This is a genomic window from Bacillus sp. 11C (assembly GCF_055486375.1).
In genome coordinates this window covers 81,266-105,576 of record NZ_JBUPVZ010000010.1, presented here as the reverse complement: position 1 = coordinate 105,576, position 24,311 = coordinate 81,266, and the positions used below count along the sequence as shown (strand labels likewise).

Genomic DNA, 24,311 nt, shown 5'->3' with positions numbered 1-24,311 from the left:
TTAAGATCAATTTTTCTTTGTTTCAAGCAGGTTGGCAAGAAAATAGGTTTTATAGCTTTGAAGCTTTCTTCCTTCATAGTGCGTGATCCCCTGCTTTTTTAATTCTGCCACATACCAGCCTTTACTGCCGTAATGCATGTCAGAAAACTCCTTTCCCTATCTCTCCCGCTGGAGAGGATTTTACCAAGCGATTGGCATTGTAACATCTATGGAAAGATGCTGAAAAGAGGTGCGGGAAAAACTGAGCCTTTTGCACTAGCTGTAAGAATCTTCTTCTGTATGTATATGCGGAGAAAAGGCTGAGTATGATTTAATGGCCGGTCAGTTTGATGATGACAACGCCCAATGTCATAATGCTGAAAACAATGCCGATATATGTGAGCATCCCGTTTTTTTTCTTCACGCCATAAACGGTCATAATAATACCTTCAATGAAAAAAATGATGCCGAAAATAATAAACCACATGCAGATAAAGGCTCCTTTCGCAGACATAATAGTAGTGTAGCATATCTGGAAGAGCCGGGCTGTGACAATATCAAGAAAGCCGGGCAGCATATGCGCCCGGCTCTTGTTTTTTATTGCTTATCAACCAATTTGACCAGCAGCTGTGCCAAATGTTTTTTCTCGTCTTCGTCCGCAACACTCCAAAGCTCTTGCAGGAGCATTTCTTCACTGTTGTGCGGCTCTTCATGCTTCGCGAGGTAGTCTCCCAGGATCGCGGCGCTTTTCACAAGCTTGCCGTCATCCAATCCCAGCTTTTTGCCTCGGTTCACTTGTTTACTCAGGTAGCCTTTAAATTCCTCAAAGTCTTTTAAAATGTCTTCTTTTGTTGCGCCATGCATCGCATTCATTTCATTTTCAATTTTGATTTTTTCTGGATCTCTGTTCATTGCAATACCTCCTCCTGCAGAATAGTGATGATTTACCTGCAATTGGAGGAGGTTAAACCTTCCGGCAGCCCGGGATGTGTTTTACAGTTTTGTCAGGATAATCGGTTCATCTTTTGTGATAACGATGGTGTGTTCAACTTGGGCAACCATGCTTTGATCAGGCGTCTTGAACGTCCAGCCGTCTCCAGCTTCAACAATCGTTTCCGCTTTCGTTGAAATAAACGGTTCAAGCGCGATAACTGTGCCGTTTTTGAAAAGCGCGTTATCAAACGGATCATAATAATTCATGATGTGGTTCGGCGCTTCATGCAGGCTTCTGCCGATTCCGTGTCCGGTCAGGGTTTTGATGACGGTAAAGCCTTTAGAGCGTGCTTCATGATAAACGGCTCTTCCGATTTGGTTTTGGCGCTTGCCTGCTTTTGCCTGCTGCAGCCCTTTTTGGAAAGCGTCTTCCGCGCATTGGCAAAGCTTATGAAGGCGTTCTTCTCCTTCGCCGAGCACAAATGAGATGCCTGTGTCGGAATAAAAACCGCCGAATTCAGCGGAGATGTCAATGTTCACAAGATCTCCCGCTTTTAAAATTTTGGAAGTGCTTGGTATGCCGTGAGCCACTTCATCATTTACGCTGATGCATGTCACACCCGGAAAATCGTATTCCTTCTCAGGAGCTGAAACTGCACCGTGCTCATCAAGAACCGCTTTTCCGATAAGGTCAAGGTCTTTTGTGCTCATGCCGGGCTCTGCTTTCCGTTTCATTTCTTCACGCGCCAGCGCTACGATTCTTCCGATTTTTTTCAGGCCTTCTAATTCTTGATCGTTTGTTACAATCATCTGTCATTCCCGCTTTCTTTTTAAATAATCTATTTTAAGCTTACCACAACTGCCTTAAAAATAGGAAACACACGGACCTGGGAAAAAAGAAACACCCCGGGAAAATTGGTATAGATCACTAGATATCCTATATGGTATATTTGAAAAAAAAGGGTATGAGGGGGATGGGTATGCTTTCATTTTTACAAAAACTCGGGAAGTCATTTATGCTTCCGATTGCGGTTCTTCCTGCGGTTGGAATTATCCTTGCGCTTGGCAGAGAGGATTTATTGAATATCCCGTTTGTCTATCAAGCGGGGGCGGCGATTTTTGATCATCTGCCGCTCATTTTCGCGATCGGAATTGCCATCGGCATTTCAAAGGACAGCAATGGGGCCGCGGGTTTATCAGGCGCGATTTCATATCTGATGCTGGACGCAGCGACAAAGACAATTGATAAAACAAACAACATGGCGGTGTTTGGGGGAATCATTGCCGGTTTAATTGCCGGTTACACCTATAACCGCTTCAAGGATACAAAGCTGCCTGAATATCTGGGATTCTTCAGCGGCAGGCGGCTTGTGCCGATTGTAACAGCCATTATTACGATTATTTTAGCCGGCATCTTCGGAACCGTCTGGCCGCCGATTCAATCAGGGATTAATACGTTTGGAGAATGGATGCTGGGGCTCGGCGGCATCGGGGCTGGCATATTCGGCCTGTTCAACAGGCTGTTAATACCGCTTGGTCTTCACCACGTGTTGAACAATATTTTCTGGTTCCAATTCGGAGAATATAACGGAGTGACGGGAGACCTGGCGCGCTTTTTCGCGAAAGATCCGACTGCGGGCACATATATGACCGGTTTCTTCCCAATCATGATGTTCGGTCTTCCGGCGGCGTGTCTGGCTATGGTTGTGACTGCAAAGCCGTCAAAACGGAAAGCAACGGCGGGAATGATGATCGGATTTGCCTTGACTGCGTTTATCACAGGGATTACGGAGCCGATTGAGTTTGCGTTTATGTTTTTGTCTCCGCTATTATACGCTGTTCACGCGGTCTTAACCGGGCTGTCTTTATTTATCGTCAACTTGCTCGGCATCCGCTCAGGCTTCTCTTTTTCAGCAGGAGCCATCGATTATGTGCTCAGCTACGGAATTGCAGAAAAGCCGCTGCTTCTGCTTCTGGTAGGCATATGCTATGCGGCTGTATACTTTATTGTGTTTTATGTGCTGATTAAGGCATTGAATTTAAAAACGCCGGGACGGGAAGATGATGATGTGGATGAAGTGCTGGATGAAAATACCGTTCAGGATGTGAATGAAAACATCATGCTCAAAGGGCTCGGCGGAAAAGAAAACCTTCAAACCATTGATCATTGCGCCACAAGGCTGCGGCTGACTGTGAAGAATACCGCTTTAGTGGATGAAGCGCTGCTAAAGAAAGCAGGCGCAAAAGGGGTTGTCAAATCAGGCGGACAATCGGTTCAAGTCATCATTGGCCCAAATGTGGAATTTGCGGCGGAGGAATTGAGAGCTGCGGTAAAATAAAAAAGCGGAGAGGGCATCCTCTCCGCTTCAGCGTGTCGACAAACCTTCGCATTCGTTGTCAGTCCTGCGCGTCGATGCTCACGAATTCCGACATTCGCTGTGCTTCGATGCTCGTCCTTCCTAGAATTCAAGGGTTTTCAATCACGCTGAAAAGATGACAAAATCCTAAAACTTAACCGTTTTAGGATTTTGTCAACAATATGAAGCGGAGAGGGCATCCTCTCCGCTTTTTCTTATTGATCTGCATCTTCCGTTGACGTTTCGGAAGAATCTTCGTCACGTTTTGTGTAATCATAATCAGAAGGATTCACCTTCGTAAAACCTTTCGGCTCGTAGAAACGCAGCAGGTCTCCGTTTATGATTTTATCGGACATTTCAAGTTCTTTCTTGACGAGGGAGTCTTCTGACTTGTCGACTTCAGATTCCTCAAGCTCTTTTCCGGTTTTTGTATCGTAATACTTTCCGGATACTTTCGTGTACTTCGGTGAAACAAAATCTCCGTTACGGAACGGAATCACTTCACGGTGTTCTTTAGATAAAATATCAGAACCGGACATCAGATAGTCTTTCGTATCCACTCCGAGCAAATGCAGAATGGTAGGAGCCACATCGACGTCTCCGGCATATTTATGAACTCTCTCGCCCTTCACGCCGGCAGCGTGGATAAAGAGCGGAACCCGTTGAAGCTGGGCGTTGTCATAATCGGTAATTTCATCTTTGTCAAGCACTTTGGCCATCGCTTTATTGTGGTTTTCAGAGATGCCGTAATGGTCTCCGTACATCACGATAATCGATTGGTCATATAGCCCGTCTTTTTTCAGGTCATTGAAAAATTGTTCAATAGACTGATCAAGGTAATGGGCTGACTGGAAGTAGTTGTTGACGACAGAGTCACCAAAGTCTCCAGCCGGGAAGTCTGTATCCCCCTCATCCATTCCGAATGGGAAGTGGTTAGACAGGGTAATAAACTTCGTATAGAATGGCTGCGGCAGGCTTTCTAACAGCGGCATTGATTCTTTAAAGAACGGTTTGTCTTTCATGCCGTAGTTTTTCGTGTTTTCTTCGTTCATGTCATAGTAGGCAGAATCGAAGAACTTATCAATGCCTTCCGCTTTGTACATTTCGTTACGGTTCCAGAACGTCTGCGTGTTTCCGTGGAACGAAGCAGATGTGTAATCCTTAGACTTCAGAATCGCCGGAACGGATTGAAGCGTGTTTTGCGCTTTGTTTACGAAAACGGAACCTTGAGCCAGCGGGTACAGAGAGTTTTCCATCATAAATTCCGCATCGGATGTTTTACCCTGTCCCGTTTGGTGGAAAAAGTTATCAAAGTAGAACGTTTCGTTATCATGTGCCAGTTTATTTAAGAACGGTGTGACTTCTTTGCCGTCAATTTTATAGTCAATGATAAAGGACTGCAGAGATTCAAGTGAAACATAAATGACGTTTTTTCCTTCCGCTTTGCCGAAATACACGTTATTCGGCACGTCGTAATTGGCTTTCATGTAGTTTTCCACTTCCGTCACGTCGCTGGAATCGGCAAGCGCGCGCTGACTGTTGGACTTGATGTTCTGGACAGCATCATAAATCGTGAAATTGTATGTGCCTAAGTATTTCACCAGATAGTTTCGGTCGAATGATCTTGTCAGCAATTCAGGGCGGTCTGATTCCGCAACTGCCAGGTTGATAAGGAAAACAAGAATCGAAGACGCAAGAACGATTCGGAACGATTTTTTGCTCGACGTTTCTACAGGCTTGTTCACTTTGATCGCCAAGATGATCAGAATGATCGTATCGATAAAGTAAAAGACGTCAGCCGGGCTCATCAGCGAAAATGCGCTGTCGCCGAGTTGGCCGCCGTTTGTTTTAGCCTGCATAATGACCGGAATTGTAATAAAATCATTGAAAAATCTGTAGTACACAATGTTTGCGTACAGTAAAAAAGACATTAAAAAATGAATCACTATGATGGCTGTCTGCTGTAATTTTTTCTTGAACAAAAGTCCAAAGCCAAGAAAGAACAAGCTTGAGCTGAGAGGATTCACAAAAAGCAATATTTTTTGTATCGTGTTGTCTATTCCTAAGTTGAAATTCAGGACATAACCGACATACGTTTTGATCCATAATAGGACGACCGCGATTAAGAAGAAGGCCAGTCCTCTTTCTTTTATAAATGTTTTCATTGTTACACTCCTTTTTTCCGATCACAGTTCGAGCGAAACGATAGAAAAAACGAACGTATCAAATATAACACGAATCAGCAGATTAGAAAAGTGAAAATCGTCTGGTGGAAAAAGTGGCGAAAAACGCTGTCGAATCAATGTTTTTCTTTACATAGTGCCCTAATATAAAAAAGGTTTCTTTGTGGAAACGAAGGAATAAAATGGAACTATGGCTGCTGTATGATAAAATAGAGAAAATGCTGAAAAGAGGTGAAAGGATGGATTTTTCCCATATTGTGTCTGAAGATAAAATAAAGCGCGCCATCAAAGACGGAGAATTTGAAAACCTGCCGGGAATGGGAAAACCGCTGCCGAAGGATGACGCGGCACACTTGCCGGAATCGCTCCGCATGAGCTACCGTATGTTAAAAAATGCGGGGATGGCAGAGGACGAGGGCGCGCTCAAAAAAGAACTCATGACCATCGACCATTTAATCGCAAAGTGCCTTGACGAAAAAGAACGGGAACAATTAATCAGAAAAAAAACTGAAAAGCAGATGATGCTTGATAAGCTTGTCGGCAAAAAAGGCATGTTTTCAAAGCCAGTATCCGCTTTTTATAAGAATAAAGTATATGACCGGCTTGGACGAAACAGACCTTCTTCCAGCTGATTTGTCTTGTCTAAAAGGATGGTGATTGATAAAAGCCATCCTCTTTATGTTCCAATGGTCTCTGTCTAAAATGTTTATGTTTATCCGTCGTGGGGGAAATGACTCATAAACGAAAAAAGGGTGATGGGATGGAACGACTATTAGAATGGATAGAACGTATATCTGATTGGCTGTGGGGGCCGCCGCTAATCATCTTGTTGACGGGTACGGGATTGTATTTCACCATTTTGCTGAAATGTTTTCAATTTCGCTATCCTTTATATATTTTTAAGCAAACGATCGGCAGCGTAGGAAAGAAGCCTAAGGGAGAGGGCACAGTCACACCGCTTCAGGCATTGACGTCAGCCCTCAGCTCAACAATCGGTGCGGCGAACATTGTCGGCGTGCCTGCCGCTATTATGTTTGGCGGTCCCGGAGCGGTTTTTTGGATGTGGTTTATTGCCTTATTTGCCATGGCGATTAAGTTTTCTGAAAGTGTGCTTGCTGTTCATTACAGAGAAAAAAATGAGCAGGGGGAATTTGTCGGGGGACCGATGTATTACATAACAAAAGGGCTGCGCATGAAATGGCTCGGCGTATTTTTCTCTGTAGCGCTGATCGTGGAGCTGATCCCGAGCATTATGGTTCAGGGGAATTCGGTTTCAGTCTCTCTTGCCCAAACGTTTTCTTTCAATAAAATATACGCGGGAATCGGCATTGCGTTTTTGATTGGATTAGTGGTGATAGGAGGGGTAAAGCGGATTGGAAAAGTAACAGAGTTCATCGTGCCTCTTATGGCAGGGGCATATGTTGGGGCCGGTCTCCTGATTTTTTTCACGAATCTTTCAGCGGTGCCGGCGTTTTTCTCTCTTATCTTTTCGAATGCGTTTACCTCAACTTCAGCAGTTGGAGGGTTCGCAGGTGCTGCGCTGGCTGAAACCGTTCGCTGGGGCTTTGCCCGCGGGCTGTATTCTAATGAAGCCGGAATGGGAACAGCGCCGATTGCACATGCGGCGGCCATGACCGATCACCCTGTGAGGCAAGGGTTCTGGTCTGTGATCGGCATTGTCATTGACACCTTGATCATCTGCACCACCACGGCTTTTATCGTCATTACATCCGGTGTTTGGACAGGAGGAAATGCCTCAAATGACCCGGCAGCACTGACAACGGCTGCGTTTCAGCACTATTTCGGTTCCGGCGGAGGGTACTTCGTCTCGATTGCCCTAGTCTTCTTTGTGATATCGACCATTATGGTTGTTATTTTTTACGGCGTTAAGCAAGCTGAATTTCTGTTCGGACAGCTGGCAGGGCATGTGATCAAAATCGTATATTTAGCGGCTATTATCATAGGGGCCGCAGGCGGAGCAAAAGCCATCTGGGGATTTCTGGACTTAGCATTAGTTTTTATTGTCGTTCCGAATGTGATTGCGCTGCTGTTATTGAGCAGAAAGGTAAAAGCGCTATATACCGAGTTTTTCACATCTGAACAGTACTACCTGAAAGACAGAGGAAAAACGAAACAGAATGCTGTTTATCAGACAAAAGAAACCAAAAACTCTTAGTGTTTTGCCCTCGCACCGGCCAGCGATTTCGTTTTGACAAATAGATAAATGAGCAAAGGCAGCAAAATGGAAATGAACACATTGATGACCGGTTTGACTCTGTTAAAGTCGATCAGATGATTTGTGTTTTGGAAAAACCAAAAGCTGCACACTAAAGAAACATGCCGGTCGGTGTGTACATAGCTTTTACCTCAATTGTTGAATGTAAGAAGGAAAGCCCGTATACTACCTGCGATTTTCACCATAATGATGGGGATCCGCAAGGCTGCGATGATGAGATCTGAACGGTCTAAAAAATCTGTGATGCGGATCTGCTTGATACCATATACGCCGGATCAAAAAAGGACGATATCAAGTTCGGACCGAAGACGGAAATTGAAGAAAGTAACATCGCCGCTAGCAATAAAGCCCCCAACAGCATGGCGATAATGGTGTGTTTTAGCGGGATGCTTCGGCTTGAGAAGAGAAGCGGAAGGATGATCAATACCTCCATCGTCCCAAAGGCATCAAAACCTGATTGGAGGTATTGGATCGGTCCTTCAAAGACCGGTGGTACATTTTGCAGCTCAATTTGTGCGGCAAGCGTAAACGGAAGGAACAAGGCCAAGGTGCCGAATGGGACTAAAAAAATCTGCGCCATTCTGGTCAACGTTTCTTTTCCTTCTCTGGCAATACAGATCGCTGCAAAAATAATGACGCCGCCAAGAACGGCCATGGTGTTCGGGAGAAATAAAATATGAATCAGATTGATGAAAAAACGCATATCATGAGCGTTGATTAACAGGAAATAGAAAGAAAACAGAAAAATGATAAATCGGCCTTCTAGAAGCTGGGCGGCGACGGTATCGGGTCTTTCTGTGTATTGCAGCTGTGGAAAGGCGAGTACGTGTCGTCTTTGATAAACTCTTCAATATATCCGCTTTCTAACACGGCATCAATCTTGATGTTTTTGATTCTTTTTTTTCACTTTGTCAATGACCTTTGGATCAGCAATCCCGTCAATATAGGCCAAGGCAATGATTTTAAAAGAGATCATTTTTAGCTGAAGCGTTTTGACGCGAAAGCGCACAAGAGCGGTACTGACCCTGAGGCTTTCAGTGAAGCCCTCTCTTAATCCTCTGATGATCGATTCTGTGATCGGTTCCTCAATGCTTCTTCTTTGACCGCCTTTTATTTTTAAGATCAGGCATTTTGAATGCCCGTCTGCAAACAAAACCGCGTTTCCCTCAATGATGGATTCAGCCACTTTGCTTACACTCGTTTCTGCCGCTACGTTTGATATCGATAGAGTGTTTTGCAGCGCTTCCTCATGTTCATCTATTTGATCTGTCAGATGCCTCAAGAAAGGACGGAGGGCGTTGTCCTGTATTTGTTCAGATTTTACAATTCCTTCAATATAAACAATAAACCCGCACAGCCCGTTTTCGAAGTCAAATTGCCTAATTACGATGTCTGAGCAGCCTTCTGTTCATAAGGCCAGATGATCGAGGTTTTCCTTCAAATTCGGAGAGACCGGTCTGTCCTGATTGTCTTCAAGCTCTTTGATGAGCTGAAGCGCTTTTTCGCGTTTATTCATAGAGGCTCACCCTGCTTTTTCAATGTCTAATTCAACAAGTGCTTGTGACTTTTAGGGTAACCTTGTCTGTTTCAGATATTCTCAGTCTGGGATGAAAGCGCTATAAAAAGTTGTTGACTACATGTATATACAGGAATACAATATAATCATAAGTTGTATATACAAGTTATAAAAAACGGATACGGAGGGGTTGGCATGGGGGAACTGAACACATCGACACGGCAGATTGTCGAAGCAGTCGGCGGCGCCGAAAATATTGCAGCGGCAACTCATTGTGTTACACGTTTGCGTTTTGCATTGATAGATGAAAGCAAAGTTGACCAAGAAGTGCTTGATCAAATTGACATTGTAAAGGGATCGTTTTCAACAAACGGGCAATTTCAGGTCGTGATCGGCCAGGGAACGGTCAACAAAGTATATGCAGAATTGGTCAAGGAAACGGGGATTGGCGAATCAACAAAGGACGAAGTGAAGAAGGCTTCAGAAAACAATATGAATCCTTTGCAGCGTGCTGTGAAAACGCTTGCAGATATTTTCATTCCGATATTGCCTGCGATTGTCACGGCTGGTCTCTTGATGGGGATCAATAACATTTTAACGGCGCAAGGCATTTTCTTCAGCACAAAATCGATTGTGCAGGTCTATCCGCAGTGGGCGGATCTTGCTAATATGATTAACCTGATTGCGGGAACGGCCTTTACGTTTCTGCCTGCGTTAATCGGCTGGTCAGCGGTCAAACGGTTCGGCGGCAACCCGCTGCTTGGCATTGTGCTCGGCGTGATGCTCGTACATCCTGATTTGTTGAATGCGTGGGGATATGGCGCTGCAGAACAAAGCGGAAAGATTCCGGTATGGAATTTGTTCGGCCTTGAGGTGCAGAAAGTCGGCTATCAGGGACAGGTGCTCCCGATTTTGCTTGCTTCTTATATGCTGGCGAAAATCGAGGTGTTTTTAACAAAAAGGACACCTGAAGGCATACAGCTGCTCGTTGTCGCGCCGATTACGCTTCTCGTCACAGGTTTTGCCTCTTTTATCATCATCGGCCCGGTTACATTTGCGATCGGAAACGTGCTGACTTCAGGGCTTATCTCGGTGTTCGGCTCTTTTGCCGCAGTGGGCGGTTTGTTATATGGCGGTTTCTACTCGGCGCTCGTAATTACCGGCATGCATCACACGTTCCTTGCAGTCGACCTGCAGCTCATCGGCTCAAAACTCGGAGGTACATTTTTATGGCCGATGTTAGCGCTTTCTAATGTCGCACAAGGTTCGGCTGCGCTGGCTATGATGTTTATCGTGAAGGATGAGAAACAAAAAGGCCTATCCCTCACATCAGGGATTTCTGCTTATCTCGGCATTACAGAACCTGCCATCTTCGGGGTGAATTTGCGATACAGATTCCCGTTTATCATTGCGATGATCAGCTCCGGGATCGCCGGTATGTATATTTCTACTCAAGGGGTGCTGGCAAGCTCCGTCGGTGTCGGCGGCGTGCCGGGGATTTTCTCAATCATGAGCCAGTACTGGGGCGCGTTTGCAATCGGGATGGCGATGGTATTGATCGTGCCGTTTGCCGGAACATACGCGTATGCAAGATTCAAACATAAATAACGAATGGGAGCGGGATGTGTTTTAACGTTCCCTTTTCCCGTTTTTATTCTATAAAACGGTGGTGGAGACAGATGAAAACAGAACAAACAACATGGTGGAAAAAAGCTGTGGTCTATCAAATTTATCCGAAAAGCTTTAACGATACGACGGGGAACGGTGTCGGCGATCTGAACGGCATTATTGAAAAGCTTGATTACTTAAAAACACTTCAGGTGGATGTGCTTTGGCTGACACCGATTTATGATTCCCCGCAGCATGATAATGGGTACGATATACGTGATTATTACTCGATTTATCCTGAATATGGGACGATGGAGGATTTTGAGCGGTTACTGTCCGAAGCCCATCAAAGGGGCCTGAAAGTCGTCATGGATCTTGTCGTCAATCATACATCAACAGAGCACAAATGGTTTCAAGAGGCGATTTCGTCAAAAGACAGCCCGTACCGTGATTTTTATATATGGAAAACCCCGCAGGAAAACGGTTCTGTTCCGACAAACTGGGAATCGAAATTCGGCGGCTCCGCATGGGAGCTTGATGAAGCATCGGGCCAATACTATTTGCACCTGTTTGATGTGACGCAGGCTGATTTGAATTGGGAAAATGAAGAGGTCAGAAAGCATATCTATGACATGATGCATTTTTGGTTTGAAAAGGGAATAGACGGCTTCAGGCTTGATGTCATTAACCTGATCTCTAAAGATCAGCGCTTTCCGAATGCGGAAGGCGGCGGCGATGGCCGTTCCTTTTACACTGACGGGCCGCGGGTGCACGAATATCTGCATGAAATGAACGAAAAGGTGTTTTCGCATTATGACAGTATGACGGTCGGCGAGATGTCTTCAACGACCGTAGACCATTGCATCCGGTATACAAATCCTGCCAATAAAGAACTTGATATGACGTTCAGCTTCCATCATCTCAAGGTCGACTATCCAAACGGTGAAAAATGGGCCTTGGCGCCGTTTGACTTTTTGAAGCTGAAGAAAATCTTATCCGAGTGGCAGACGGGGATGCACGCTGGAGGGGGATGGAACGCTCTGTTCTGGTGCAATCACGATCAGCCGCGCGTTGTATCCAGATATGGAAATGACGGCGCGTACAGGGTGAAATCGGCGAAAATGCTCGCTGCCGCCATTCATATGATGCAGGGCACGCCTTATATTTATCAGGGCGAGGAGCTGGGAATGACGAATCCGAAGTTTACGGACATCAGCTCCTATCGGGATGTCGAATCACTGAACATGTATCACGCTTTTAAGGAAAAAGGGATGGCTGATCAAGAGATCACAGCGATTTTACAGGCGAAATCCCGAGACAACTCCAGAACGCCTGTCCAGTGGGATGATACGCCGAATGGCGGTTTTACAACGGGCGCGCCATGGATACCGGTCGCCGGAAATTATCATGAAATCAATGCCGAAGCGGCGCTGAAGGATCAGAACTCAGTGTTCTATCATTATCAAAAACTGATCCAGATTCGAAAAACGTATGACATTGTGACAGAGGGGACGTATGAGTTAATCGCAAAGGATGATCCGAACATTTTTGCATATCTCAGACACGGCAGCAATGAAAAGCTGCTCGTGATCAATAACTTTTACGGGATTGAGGCAGCCTTTACAATGCCGGACTCTTTAGTGCCTGGCGAGTGGAAGGCAGAGGTGCTGTTGACCAACGATGATGTGAGGGAAGGACTGCAGAACATGACGCTCCGTCCGTATGAGTCCATTGTTTATCGTTTAACGAAACCGTGTTAAACTAAGCTGGGTGGTCCATAATGAAGGCGAATAAATTTATTACAATTTATAAAGACATCGCACAGCAAATTGAAGGCGGCCGGTGGAAAGCGGAGGAGATTCTTCCGTCTGAACATGAGTTGACCGCACAGTACGATACATCGAGAGAAACGGTCCGAAAGGCGCTTCACATGCTTGCGCAAAACGGCTATATCCAGAAAATCAGAGGGAAGGGCTCCGTCGTTCTCAACCGCGAAAAAATGCAGTTTCCCGTCTCGGGCCTTGTCAGTTTCAAGGAGCTCGCGCAAACGCTTGGCAAAGAAACGAAAACAACTGTACACAAATTCGGGCTGGGGCCTCCGTCAGAGCTGATCCAAAAACAGCTCCGTGCTAACTCGGATGAGGACATCTGGGAAGTCATCAGATCAAGAAAGATTGACGGAGAACATGTGATTTTGGACAAGGATTACTTTTTCAGAAAGCATGTGCCTCACCTAACGAAAGAAATATGCGAGAACTCTATATATGAATATATAGAAGGAGAGCTCGGTCTTTCGATCAGTTATGCGCAAAAAGAAATTGTAGCCGAGCCGTGTACGGATGAGGACAGGGAGCTGCTTGATTTACGAGGTTATGACCATATGGTCGTGGTGAGAAACTACGTCTTTTTGGAGGATACAAGTCTCTTTCAATATACGGAAAGCAGACACCGCCTGGACAAATTCCGGTTTATCGATTTTGCGCGGCGGGGAAAATGAGAAAGGCGCCTGCCTGCGGCAGCGCGCTTTTTTGTTTGGTATCAAAATTGATACTATCCAACAAAAATGTGCGTACTTTTACTTTTTGCAATAACAGCTACAATAGAGTTGAGAGTAACCAAAAGGAGAGATGTTTGACATGGCAGATGTAAAGAAACAAATTCTGGATGCGTACAATTTCAGACATGCGACAAAGGAATTTGACCCGAATAAAAAAGTATCAGACAGCGATTTTGAATTTATTTTAGAAACAGGAAGACTGTCTCCGAGCTCACTCGGCCTTGAGCCTTGGAAATTTGTCGTCGTCCAAAATCCTGAATTCCGCGAGAAACTTTGCGAATACACATGGGGCGCGCAAAAGCAGCTTCCGACAGCAAGCCATTTCGTCCTGATTCTTGCGCGTACAGCGAAGGATATCAAATATGATGCAGATTACATCAAACAGCATTTACAAGAAGTGAAACACATGCCTCAGGACATGTACGAAGGCTATCTCAGCAAAACGGAAGAGTTCCAGAAAAACGATTTGCACTTGCTTGAAAGTGACAGAACGCTGTTTGACTGGGCATCAAAACAAACGTATATTGCACTTGGCAACATGATGACTGCGGCTGCGCAAATCGGTGTTGATTCCTGCCCTGTGGAAGGCTTCCAATATGATCACATTCACCGTATTCTTGAAGAAGAAGGCCTTCTGGAAAACGGAAGCTTCGACATTTCTGTGATGGTGGCGTTCGGCTACCGCGTAAGAGACCCTCGCCCGAAAACAAGATCGGCTGTTGAAGATGTTGTGAAGTGGGTGTAATAAAGAAAGCTGCTCGATGACGAGCAGCTCTTTTTTTATGCCTGATTCGCTCTATTCTGTTTTCTCCTCTGGTGTAAATACAATGCTGTTCCGAGTGCGCTGATCAGAAATCCGGCCAAGAGGATCGAGTACATGGATGTGGCTGTGTCCGGAAGCAGGCCGCCAGCCGGGCCGTCCGTACCTGATCCGTTTCCTCCTGATCCGTTTGTCGGGTCAGTGCCGGGAGGTGTATCATGTCCTCCGTTTCCGTCAGGCGGCTGTTTTCCGCCTGGTTTGTCAGAGCCTCCGCCATTGCTGCCGTCATCACCGCCTGTCGGCTGATCGGACGGGAATGCCGGCGGTTTGTTGTTCGCACCGGAATTTAAGATCGTGTATTCGCTGAAGTGGGTTGTATATCCTGTCACGATATCATCGTCGACTGAACCCTTTTCAGTCTTGGTGAACGTTTTCTTTTTCCGGTCAACGTGGTAAATAGCAGGGTTATGGGCTTCTTCAATGTCAAACATGCGAAGCGATAGCTGAACAGGTTCCTTGAATGATTTTATTTCTTTTCCTTTTTGTTTCACTGTAAAGTCATATACATCTGCAAGTGAAACATTCAATTCTCCCGTTGACTTGATGCCGATTGCAGTGTCTGCGGTGTTGAGGTTCGCCATTGGCAGCTTCATGCTGTACCAATAGTTGAATACCGTCAATGAAGGATCTGACTCTCTTTCTTTCAAAAGTTTGACCTGATCTTCTTTTACTTTAAGATTGATAGGCTTCTCCCGAGATCCTTCTGATGTTTCATAATAGACAAACGGCGTGTTGGCATTTTTGGCATATATCGAAAATTTGTCTTCATCGAGTGTCCAGCTGCCATCCTTCTGTTTTGTCGGCAGGAATACTTCTTTGATTCGTCCTTCGATTTTAGGAGATACCTTGTTTCCTAGTTTTTTCAGCTGTTCAGTGAAAATCTCATAATCTACGTAACCAAGGTCCTCACCATGGGATGCTTTCGTAAAGACAGAGTATCCGTCTCCTCCGGCGCCGACAAAATTATTCGTTGCCACGCGGTAGGTCTTATCGGAATCGAGATTAACCGTGTCTCCGTTAGGTAATTCGAGTTTGACTTCAAGAACTCGGTGTCCGGGTTCCTTGTTTAATGTAAACGTATATTGGATTCCGGCCACCTGAGGGAAGGCGCCGCCTCCGTTTTCCACATTGCTCAATCCTTGTTCAAGGGCTTCTTTAATTTGTTTTCCGGTTAAGTCGGCCACGTAAAGCGTGTTGCCGAACGGCATGACGTTCAGCACCTCGCCGAGTGTGATATCGCCTTTGTCAATGCCAGCTCTGATGCCGCCGCCATTTGTGATCGCTATTCTGGCGCCAGCTGCTTCTTTCGCTTTTGCCAGCATGCCGTCCGCGATGAAGTTTCCGAGGTTCGTTTCCTTTGTGCGCACATGCTCACGCTGGCCGTCAAGCGCTACATCCGTGTAGCCGACTTTTTCCTTTTTGATGTCCTCTAATTCATGTTTGAACTGATCAAGCTCTTTTTTTGCCTCTGCGTTTTCTTCTGTATGTTCATCAATTGGCAACACGCTCAGATTTGATTTGTCTGTTTGCACAACGCCGTTTTCATCAAACACGACATCGACGCGTCCCAAATATTCACCGTATTCTTTTGCCTGCGCCACGATCGTCGGCTCTTCATTGTTCACGACTTCCATTTTGTCTACGAGGGTGTGGGTGTGTCCGCCGATGATCAAGTCAATGCCTTTTACTTTTTTGGCCAGCTCAAGATCACGGTTATGCCCGATATGGGTTAAAGCGATAATTTTATTTGCTTTTTCTTCTTCCTGAATCGTTTTGACAGTGTTTTGCGCTGTTTCAAACGCGTCATGAAATACGATGCTTTTGCCCGGACTTGATGTAGTGGCTGTATCTTCCGTTGTCAGTCCGAATACAGCGACTTTCTCACCGTCAACATCTAACAGAATGTAAGGGTGGATGCCGGGCTCTTTCTTTTCACCTGCCGTAAAGGTTTGAGGCTTTTTGACATATGAAGTCAGCTTAGGTTCGTTTGACACATCTACGTTTGCGCTGACGACCGGAAATTCAGGCGCTTCAAAGTGATAGCGGTTCGCCGGATCGACTGTTGCGCTGTTTCCGCTGAGAAAATCAGAAAGCACTGTCGGGCCTTTATCAAATTCATGGTTTCCAAAGGTCATGGCGTCATAGCCCATCATGTTCATCAATTTCAAATCGGCTAAACCGTTCCATTTTGTGAAATACAGATCGCCGGAAAACACATCTCCCGCATCAAGGAGAATATTGCGGTCTGTTTCGTTTCGCACTTCGTTGATTTTCGTCATTCGTCTCGCCGCGTCATCGAGGTGGGCATGCGTATCATTGGTGTGCATCACAGTCAGATCCCACAGTCCGTCCTTAGGGGGCTCGGGATTTGAATCATCGTCGAATTGCAGCTTGTATACACCATAGCCTTCATTCGCAGACTCGCCTACATAAGCGACATCGTCTGCTTTATCCGCAAATGGTTTGGCCAAAAGTGAGGACTCAAACGTCAAATTCGTGCCGGAAACAGCCGCGATTGACCAATTGTTGTCCGCTTTTGGATTGACTGTTTTCTGTTCAATAATGTAATCCATCAGCACCTGCCTGTTTTCAACCGCGGAGCCGTGGACGATTTTATCGCTTGTCAGGTGAGGGAAACCGCCGCCTCCGGACGCACGATAATTATTGGTGACGACGAGAAATTCCTGATTCGTGCTGATGGGCTTGCCTTCATAGGAAAGGTTGATGATTCGGGACGAGCCCGCGTTGATAACTTTTCCGTTCTCATCGTATTTCGCTGGTTTTGTGACATCGACCTGATATGTGACGCCGTCAATCACGTCAAAATTATAAGAGCGGAAATTCTCATTCAGTAAGGCTTGATCGCCGCCTTTTGACGGATCAATCAGATTGAATTGGCCTGCTGACATCTCAAGCCAGTCCTTGACCTCGTTTCCTGTCAGCTTGACGATCTGAACGGTATTATCGTAAAGATACAAATCACCGACGTTTTTAATGGCGAGATCTCCGGCCGGAATATTCGTATAGTAATTGGCTCCGTTTCTGCCGCCTGCTTTAAACGGCGCTCCAGCGGATAAAACCGGGAGGTCTTTGTACTCGGTATCCTTCATTTCTTTTTCGGCGTACCATTTTTGCGCGTCTGTCACGATCTGAATGGAAGGGTCATCTTTGACCTGAGCGAAGAAGCTGTTAATATCGGCTTCTGTTTTGCCGACTGGTTTTCTAACATACTCCAGTGTGTTTTGATGCGTTTGCTTGATGGTGTTTGTGACGGTTTCATTTCCGGATGTGACGGTGCTTGCGATAGATTCAACACTGGCCTTCGAATCTGCTACCTTCCATGAGCCGTCCGTCTTTTTGAGTTTAAGGTCAATTATGCCCAAGTATTTGCCCCAGCTGCTTGGCATGACGACTGGAATGCCGTTGATTGTGCCTTTTTCAACATCGAATTGGGCAGCGCCTGCATACTCGGCGGAAGGGAAGAGTCCATGCTGATGGCCGGAGATGATCGCGTCAATGCCTTTTGTTTTGGTGGCTAGGTCAAATACAGCATTTTCCGCGCCTGACGATTGGGCTTGCTTTTCAATGCCGCTGTGGGCGAGGGCGATAATGACATCCGCGCCTTCCGCCTTCATTTTCGGGATCGTTTCATTGGCGGATTCTACGATATCCTGCACTTGCACCTGACCTTCGAGATGCTTTTTGTCCCATGTCATAATTTGCGGCGGAACGAAGCCTATGTAGCCGACCTTTATTTTTTGCTCCTGGCCGTTTTCGTCAGTGACGGTTTTATCTGTAATGACATACGGCGTATAACGGTTTTCCCCGCTTGTTGTTTTGACATTTGCATTTACAATCGGGAAATCGGCTCCTTTCATCGTGCCGTCGAGAAAGTCGAGCCCGTAGTTGAATTCATGATTGCCCAGTGTGCCGGCGTCATATTCCAGCGCATTCATGACACTGATAATCGGGTGGGTTTTCGCGCCGGAAATAATGTCGTCTTTTTCATACTTCACCGCGTATTCTCCAAGCGGATTCCCTTGAATCAAGTCTCCGTTATCCACAAGCAGGGTATTGGGGTTTTGCTGGCGGTGCTTTTGGATCAGCTGTGCCGTTCTTGCCAGCCCGAAATCCGTCGTTTCTTTGTCGCTGTAGTAATCGTAATCCATCATGTTGGCATGAATATCAGTCGTGGCCAAAATACTCAGTTGTACCTGAGGAGCCGCGCTTTCTTCTGCATGAATGGGTGGTGTTGGGAGGATTAGGCTAAGTATCATAATAGGGGGCAAAAGAATACGGAGAATGTTACCGACGTATGTTCGTCTTTTCTGTATTCTCACCAGTTCTCCACCTTTCAACGAAATTTGTGTTACAACTACTATTGTAAGAATATTTTGTAATCATTTGTAGGTGTTTCTTTATGATTATTGTAAAAGGGAGAAAAATGAGTATTATGTAATATCGTCAAACGACAAATGCCGGGTATTTATGCTTATTGTTTGTCGGGTCTTGAGAAAATGTTTATTTTAGTGTGGCTGGGGAAGAGTGTTTTATGTAGACAGATTAAACGGGAGGTTATGAAAATGGGGAAAAAAATTGCAGTTGTTTTGACAGATTATTTTGAGGACAGCGAATACAATGAACCTGCGAAAGCCTTTAAAGATGCGGGACATGAACTGACTGTCATCGAAAATGAAAAAGGCAAAACCGTAAAAGGCAAGCAGGGGAACGCGGAAGTGGCAGTTGACGCGTCCATTGATGACGTAAACCCTTCAGACTTTGACGCGCTGTTGATTCCAGGAGGATTTTCACCAGATCAGCTTCGCGCCGATGACCGTTTCGTTCAGTTTACGAAATCGTTTATGACTGACAAAAAACCGGTATTCGCCATTTGCCACGGCCCGCAGCTCTTAATCAACGCGAAAGCGCTCGATGGCCGAAAAGCGACAGGCTATACGTCCATTCTTGTTGACATGGAAAACGCGGGTGCCGACGTTGTGGACAAGGAAGTGGTTGTTTGCCAAGGGCAATTGGTCACTAGCCGCACACCGGATGATATTCCGGCATTTAATCGTGAATCGTTGGCATTGCTTGAGAAATAAGAAAAACGGACGCCTGCGGGCGTCCGTTTTTTGTTGATTACAGCTTGGCAGCTGCCGAAGCGCCCGTCAGTTTCTTGTATCTGTAATACAAGAAGGAGGCTGCTGCTGTTCCGATAACCGCAATACAGAAGTCGAACATAAAGATATGGGCGATGCCTCCCGCTTTTGCGATAAGCCCTGTGGCAATCGGCAGCAAAATCGACGCGAGGCTTGAAGCGCTCGCTACAATTCCGGTAACGGTTCCTTTTCGCTTCCAGAAAAGCTCTGTCATTAATGTAATGGTGATTTGAAACACACCCGCTGTTGAAAAGCCTAAGAAAAAGGCGGTGATGTCCAGCACAACCGGCACATGAACCGTCAGCATGACCGCAAGCGTACATAAAGTAATAACCGGATACAAGAGCGTAATCATGACTGGCTTTACCCATCTGTTCAGCAAAAGGGCTAATAATAAAACGGATGCCAGAGATCCAACACTATAATAGCTCAGCAATTGCACGGAAGCTGATTCAGCTAAACCGGCTGCTTTTTGCGCGTAGCTCGGAAGCCAGATTTGAGAAACCGTAAATAAAGCTGTTGATGTAAAACCGATCATAATCAGGGCGGTGCCTTCTTTCCGAAAAACGGGTTCAGACAAGAAAGCGGGAGCTTCCTGTTGGCCGCTGTTATTTGGTTTTTTCTGTTTCTTAGGAAACGAAAGCGTTGATAAATAAACGATATTCAGTACATAGACGGCAGCCGGGAGATAAAAAGTAAATCCGTAAGACATGCGGTGGTCTGCTAAAAATGTGATCAAAAGCGGCAAAAGTGCGGCCCCCAGAGACATAAAGGCTTTGACCAGAACATTTGCCGAGCCGGGAGCAGCCGGGAAGAGCTCGGTCAGGGCCGGATATGTTCCGGCATCCATCGCTGAATTTGCGACTCCGGCTAATAAGGCGAACACAAACGCCAGTTCATAGCTCGGTGATAAAGGAATACCGACTAAAAAGACGGCCATGATTCCCGCGGAAGCGACAACAAGCGGCTTTCTGCCGATTTTATCTGATAACACGCCGGAAATGCCGTAGGTCAGCAGCTTGCCGAACCCGATAGCGGCAATGACATAACTAATGCCGGTCGGGTCGGTATTCCACTGTTTTGTTAAGGAGGACATATTGGATGCGAGAATAATGTTGACCATTCCCAGAAAGAAGTAGTTGATATACATTCCGGAGGCTGTTTTGATAGATGTCGTTTTCATGGCTTGTACTCCTTCAAATCTTATTCGAACACTTTCATTAATATGGATTTCTTTACCGAGGAAAGCGAACAGCCGGCATGCCGGCTGTGTTCATCATGTGGCAGCCTTCTTCACCCGCTTTGATCAGGCCCAAGTCCTTATAACCTGCTTTTTAACCGCTCGGTGCTGCAATCATCCGATCAGCTGTGTTCGCCAATGATAAAAAAGACTCGCCGGGTTTCCGGCCAGTCTCAATTATTTACGAAGCGAGGCGAGTTCTTGAGCTATCGCCTGCATTTCACTAGGGCTGAATGATTCTTTTTTCATCACCATGCTGTGAAGGTACGTGAGGTCTTCTATCTTTTCATCACTGAAATCCTCCGCTTTGATCACGCCGACGTTCAGCATGTTCAGTTTTTGGGAAATCTCTTCAATCATTTGAGTCAATGTTTCTGTATTTGGGCTGGACAAATGGTTCCATCCTTTCTTTATGCGATATTCGGTATGTTTTATTCTAACAGAATTCAATCAGAAAAAAACCCTCTTCTAAGAGCAAGCTTTTGATTTCAAAAAAGTGAAGTCATCAGTTGAAAAGAAAATGAACATCCTACTAAGATATTCATGAAGGTTTTTTTTTAGAGAAATATGGGCAAAGAATAGGGAGGTTGCACAACATGATAAGCGTGTTATTTGTTTGTTTAGGAAATATTTGCCGGTCTCCGATGGCAGAAGCGATTTTTCGGGACCTGGCAGCTAAAAAAGGATTTGAGGAGAAAATCAAGACGGACTCAGCCGGTATCGGCGGCTGGCACATCGGCAATCCGCCGCATGAAGGAACACAGGAGATATTGCAGAGAGAAGGAATCAACTTTGAGGGCATGCTTGCACGTCAAGTCAGCGAACAGGATTTGGCCGATTTTGATTACATCATTGCGATGGACGCAGAAAATATCGGGAGCCTCAGAAGCATGGCGGGTTTTAAGAACACCTCGCATATCAAAAGGCTCTTGGACTACGTTGAAGATTCAGATCTTGCCGATGTTCCCGATCCTTACTACACAGGAAATTTTGAAGAGGTCTGCCAATTAATCAAGTCGGGCTGTGAGCAGCTGCTTGCATCCATTCAAAAAGAAAAACAATTGTGAGTGAAAGGAGAATTTGCATGAACAACGAACGTTTAATGCTGAAAGGTATTTTTCTCGGAGCTGCGGCAGGCGCGGCGTTATCGCTGCTCCATAAGCCGACAAGACAGGCATGCGGCATGAGATGGCTGACATGCAAGCATAAGCTTTCACTGTACAAAAGCAATCCGGAGCTGTTGAAAAACACGGTCAGCACAAAGATGGATGAGGCCAAAAAGCTGGCCCAATCCTTGTCAAATGAAGTCGGGTTTGTCAATCAGCAGGTGAAAGAGCTGAAGAAAACAACGCCGCAAGTGATGGAGCTTGTGCAAGAAACGAAAGAGCATTTTACAAAAAAATGATCAAATATGCGAGGTGAGGCGACATGAATTTTTTGAAAGAGCTTTTCAGCAGATACACCCTTCATGAGGGGCCGAGCAAATCAGCGGAGCTGGCGTATTTTTTTCTTTTGTCATTGTTTCCGTTTTTGATTTTTATGCTGACGCTCACCGCGTATCTTCCGATTTCTACCGATGATGTTCTGGGAGTTGTCAAACAATATGCACCCGCCAGTGCGATGTCCCTCGTTGAATCCATTACCCAACAAACCTTAAACAACCGAAATGGCGGTTTGCTGTCATTCGGGATTATCGCGGCTTTGTGGTCTGCGTCTAATGGAATGAACGCCATCGTCCGATCGCTAAACCACGCGTATGAAGTGGATGAAAACCGCTCTTTTATCATCGTTCGTCTAACCTCAATTTTTTTGACGATTGCCATGGTATTTACGATTTTAGTGGCCTTGCTTCTGCCGGTATTCGGCCGGCAGATCGGGGTGCTCGCTTCAGACTTCGTCGGCGCGTCGGATCTGTTTTTATCCGTTTGGTCTGCAGTGCGCTGGGGTGTCAGTCCGCTTGTGCTGCTGATCGTTTTTTCCGCCCTGTATATCATCGCGCCGAACAAAAAACTGTCCCTCCGGTTTGTCATGCCGGGTGCGGTGTTTGCGGCCATTGGCTGGATCGTTGTCAGCACCCTGTTTTCATTTTACGTCAGCACGTTTGCGAACTTCAGCGCCACGTATGGGAGTATCGGGGGAATCATCGTCCTGATGATTTGGTTTTACTTGAGCGGCATTTTAATTATCTTAGGGGGAGAAATCAACGCTCTTTTACATAAACGTAAAAAGCTTCCTGATGAAAATCCCTATCATTAGCGCATCCTATAAATGAACTTCGGTTCAAAAAGATATAGGGGGGCCAACGTGATGAGCAAGCAAAAAGGCGGAAGCCATAACAAACAAAATTCGAAAAGCAAACCGAGCCATAAAACAAGCGGAAGCGCCAACGGGCAAAACGGCTATCATTAGCATAAAAGCCTCCTGACACCATGTCAGGAGGCTTTTTGATTAAGAAGATGAAGAATAGGTTTCGGCTGGCGACCAGCTTTTCGGTTTGCCCAGCACAAGAGCAAGCCAGACACAGCTAAGCGTGAGGGTAATAAAATAAAACAAGTTTGCGCTATCAAATGTCTGCATATACCAGCCGCCGGCAATCGGGCCGAGGATGCTGCCGAGGCTGAATGTAATGCCGCAAAGCAGGTTCCCTGCCGGCAGCAGGTGGGACGGAAGAAGATCTGTCATATAGCTGATGCCAAGTGTAAAGGTTGAGCCAACTGCCATTCCCGCCATAAAAAAGCAGCATCCGATCACGTAAGGCAAAGGGAATACGCCGGCGATCAAAAAGCAAAGCGCCCCTGTCAGCAAAATCACAAGCAGGACATTCCGCCGCCCGTATTTATCGCTGAGGATGCCGAGCGGAAACTGAAAAATAATGCTTCCGATCGCAAATGCGGGCAGGATCAGCGCCACTGCGTCCACAGAGATCCCCAGCCGGAGCGCGTATACCGGAAAGCTTCCGTTTAGCGCCGTCTCGAGAAAGCCGTAACCGAATGTGGGCATAAAGGCAACCCATCCAAACAGGATCGCTTGATAAAACCGCCTGAAACTATTGTCTGATTTGGTTTCGTAAGGACTGGTTTGCGGGTATGCATTTTGTAGAAAGAAAACAAAAAGCCACGCAAACAGGCTGAAGCAGCCGGACACGATAAAAGGCAGCGCCGGGCTCAGCTTGACAAGCGGAACCATGAACGGACCCGCGGCAAAGCCAAGGCCGAAGGAAAGTCCGTAAACAGACAGGTTCCTTCCGCGATTTTCTTTTGATGACATGGAAGTCACCCACGTTTGCGTAGAAAAGTGAAGCATGTGGTCACCGATTCCGATAAACAGGCGGAGCAGGAACCAGATCCAAACCGACTGAAGCCATATAAATCCAAATAAGCTTAAAATGACAATGCTTCCGCCAATGACGATCAGCGGCTTAAATCCGAGCTTTCTGAGCGGCGCTTCCATAAACGGTGAAGCCAAAAGCACGCCGATGTACAGTCCCGTGGCGTGCAGGCCGTTGATAGCGGCCGATTCACCATTTGTTTCAAAGATGATCGAGATGACAGGCAGCAGCATGCCTTGGGAAAACCCGGAAATGGAAACGAGCAAGACAAGGATAAAGAAATGAAATCGTGACATTTTGTCTGTTCTCCTTATGTGGAATCTATGTTGATCGTACAATGTTTTCCAAAAGCGGGCAACCTGAAAAAAGCCTATATCACATGTGAACATGCGACC

At 46.0% G+C, this 24,311-nt stretch carries 21 protein-coding genes and 1 pseudogene; 11 read left to right on the top strand and 11 right to left on the bottom strand.

Going from position 1 to position 24,311, the window contains the following annotated elements; genetic code table 11:
* Window positions 1–6: 6 nt before the first annotated feature.
* The 4 genes from ACY3LV_RS14965 to map all read right to left on the bottom strand — a co-directional run bounded on the left by ACY3LV_RS14965 (window position 7) and on the right by map (window position 1,722).
* A complete protein-coding gene (locus ACY3LV_RS14965) occupies window positions 7–138 on the bottom strand; it encodes a YflJ family protein (RefSeq protein WP_087992540.1) in 132 nt (43 codons plus the stop codon).
* A 172-nt stretch (window positions 139–310) separates the two neighbouring features.
* A complete protein-coding gene (locus ACY3LV_RS14960) occupies window positions 311–466 on the bottom strand; it encodes a hypothetical protein (protein WP_148963599.1) in 156 nt (51 codons plus the stop codon).
* 110 nt (window positions 467–576) lie between these two features.
* The gene (locus ACY3LV_RS14955) at window positions 577–891 is read right to left on the bottom strand and encodes a DUF3243 domain-containing protein (RefSeq protein WP_148963600.1); all 315 of its coding nucleotides are present in this window, start codon (window positions 889–891) and stop codon (window positions 577–579) included.
* Between the two features lie 81 nt (window positions 892–972).
* Window positions 973–1,722, bottom strand: a complete 750-nt coding sequence (gene map, locus ACY3LV_RS14950; RefSeq protein ID WP_087992542.1) for a type I methionyl aminopeptidase — start codon at window positions 1,720–1,722, stop codon at window positions 973–975.
* A 170-nt stretch (window positions 1,723–1,892) separates the two neighbouring features.
* Between map and nagE the strand changes: the two genes are divergently transcribed.
* Window positions 1,893–3,251, top strand: a complete 1,359-nt coding sequence (gene nagE, locus ACY3LV_RS14945; RefSeq protein ID WP_087992543.1) for an N-acetylglucosamine-specific PTS transporter subunit IIBC — start codon at window positions 1,893–1,895, stop codon at window positions 3,249–3,251.
* A gap of 233 nt (window positions 3,252–3,484) precedes the next feature.
* Here nagE and ltaS read toward each other — a convergent pair whose 3' ends face one another.
* Complete coding sequence (gene ltaS / locus ACY3LV_RS14940; protein WP_148963603.1) at window positions 3,485–5,434, bottom strand: lipoteichoic acid synthase; 1,950 nt, start codon at window positions 5,432–5,434, stop codon at window positions 3,485–3,487.
* A gap of 257 nt (window positions 5,435–5,691) precedes the next feature.
* Between ltaS and ACY3LV_RS14935 the strand changes: the two genes are divergently transcribed.
* Window positions 5,692–6,084: a DnaJ family domain-containing protein gene (locus tag ACY3LV_RS14935; RefSeq protein ID WP_148963604.1), complete on the top strand. Its 393-nt coding sequence runs from the start codon at window positions 5,692–5,694 to the stop codon at window positions 6,082–6,084.
* 128 nt (window positions 6,085–6,212) lie between these two features.
* Window positions 6,213–7,628, top strand: coding sequence for an alanine/glycine:cation symporter family protein (locus ACY3LV_RS14930; RefSeq protein WP_464864074.1), 1,416 nt, complete (start codon window positions 6,213–6,215; stop codon window positions 7,626–7,628).
* Window positions 7,629–7,917: 289 nt separating this feature from the next.
* Here ACY3LV_RS14930 and ACY3LV_RS14925 read toward each other — a convergent pair whose 3' ends face one another.
* Together ACY3LV_RS14925 and ACY3LV_RS14920 are read right to left on the bottom strand one after the other, a co-directional pair.
* Window positions 7,918–8,391 carry a GerAB/ArcD/ProY family transporter gene (locus ACY3LV_RS14925; protein WP_464864081.1) on the bottom strand — a complete coding sequence of 158 codons (474 nt, stop codon included), beginning with the start codon at window positions 8,389–8,391 and terminating at the stop codon, window positions 7,918–7,920.
* Window positions 8,392–8,406: 15 nt separating this feature from the next.
* A pseudogene (locus ACY3LV_RS14920) lies at window positions 8,407–9,204 on the bottom strand (spore germination protein); the annotation flags it as partial.
* Window positions 9,205–9,399: 195 nt separating this feature from the next.
* Here ACY3LV_RS14920 and treP point away from each other — a divergent pair.
* The 4 genes from treP (at window position 9,400) to ACY3LV_RS14900 (ending at window position 14,114) form a co-directional block, all read left to right on the top strand.
* Window positions 9,400–10,812: a PTS system trehalose-specific EIIBC component gene (treP, locus tag ACY3LV_RS14915; RefSeq protein WP_464864072.1), complete on the top strand. Its 1,413-nt coding sequence runs from the start codon at window positions 9,400–9,402 to the stop codon at window positions 10,810–10,812.
* Window positions 10,813–10,883: 71 nt separating this feature from the next.
* Entirely contained in the window at window positions 10,884–12,572 is a 1,689-nt protein-coding gene (gene treC / locus ACY3LV_RS14910; RefSeq protein WP_464864071.1) for an alpha,alpha-phosphotrehalase, read from the top strand.
* Between the two features lie 20 nt (window positions 12,573–12,592).
* Window positions 12,593–13,309 (top strand): trehalose operon repressor, encoded by a 717-nt coding sequence (gene treR, locus ACY3LV_RS14905; RefSeq protein WP_464864070.1) that lies wholly within the window; start codon window positions 12,593–12,595, stop codon window positions 13,307–13,309.
* 139 nt (window positions 13,310–13,448) lie between these two features.
* Window positions 13,449–14,114 (top strand): NAD(P)H-dependent oxidoreductase, encoded by a 666-nt coding sequence (locus ACY3LV_RS14900; protein ID WP_464864069.1) that lies wholly within the window; start codon window positions 13,449–13,451, stop codon window positions 14,112–14,114.
* A gap of 35 nt (window positions 14,115–14,149) precedes the next feature.
* Here ACY3LV_RS14900 and ACY3LV_RS14895 read toward each other — a convergent pair whose 3' ends face one another.
* Complete coding sequence (locus ACY3LV_RS14895; protein ID WP_464864068.1) at window positions 14,150–18,529, bottom strand: multifunctional 2',3'-cyclic-nucleotide 2'-phosphodiesterase/3'-nucleotidase/5'-nucleotidase; 4,380 nt, start codon at window positions 18,527–18,529, stop codon at window positions 14,150–14,152.
* Between the two features lie 243 nt (window positions 18,530–18,772).
* Here ACY3LV_RS14895 and yfkM point away from each other — a divergent pair, with 243 nt between their 5' ends.
* Entirely contained in the window at window positions 18,773–19,291 is a 519-nt protein-coding gene (yfkM, locus tag ACY3LV_RS14890; RefSeq protein ID WP_464864067.1) for a general stress protein 18, read from the top strand.
* A 37-nt stretch (window positions 19,292–19,328) separates the two neighbouring features.
* On the opposite strand, the gene ACY3LV_RS14885 is transcribed toward yfkM, so the two are convergent.
* On the bottom strand, window positions 19,329–20,531 hold the full coding sequence (locus ACY3LV_RS14885; protein ID WP_464864066.1) for an MFS transporter: 1,203 nt from the start codon (window positions 20,529–20,531) through the stop codon (window positions 19,329–19,331).
* Between the two features lie 234 nt (window positions 20,532–20,765).
* Window positions 20,766–20,981: a DUF1128 domain-containing protein gene (locus ACY3LV_RS14880; RefSeq protein WP_010330293.1), complete on the bottom strand. Its 216-nt coding sequence runs from the start codon at window positions 20,979–20,981 to the stop codon at window positions 20,766–20,768.
* A gap of 203 nt (window positions 20,982–21,184) precedes the next feature.
* On the opposite strand from ACY3LV_RS14880, the gene yfkJ reads away from it, so the two are divergent.
* From yfkJ to ACY3LV_RS14865, 3 genes are read left to right on the top strand one after another with little or no spacing between them, the layout of a single operon-like run.
* A complete protein-coding gene (gene yfkJ, locus ACY3LV_RS14875) occupies window positions 21,185–21,655 on the top strand; it encodes a protein-tyrosine-phosphatase (RefSeq protein WP_148963611.1) in 471 nt (156 codons plus the stop codon).
* Window positions 21,656–21,672: 17 nt separating this feature from the next.
* On the top strand, window positions 21,673–21,993 hold the full coding sequence (locus tag ACY3LV_RS14870) for a hypothetical protein (RefSeq protein WP_087992555.1): 321 nt from the start codon (window positions 21,673–21,675) through the stop codon (window positions 21,991–21,993).
* 23 nt (window positions 21,994–22,016) lie between these two features.
* A complete protein-coding gene (locus ACY3LV_RS14865) occupies window positions 22,017–22,844 on the top strand; it encodes a YihY family inner membrane protein (protein ID WP_333562105.1) in 828 nt (275 codons plus the stop codon).
* A gap of 192 nt (window positions 22,845–23,036) precedes the next feature.
* On the opposite strand, the gene ACY3LV_RS14860 is transcribed toward ACY3LV_RS14865, so the two are convergent.
* Window positions 23,037–24,212 (bottom strand): MFS transporter, encoded by a 1,176-nt coding sequence (locus tag ACY3LV_RS14860; protein ID WP_333562106.1) that lies wholly within the window; start codon window positions 24,210–24,212, stop codon window positions 23,037–23,039.
* Window positions 24,213–24,311: the final 99 nt, after the last annotated feature.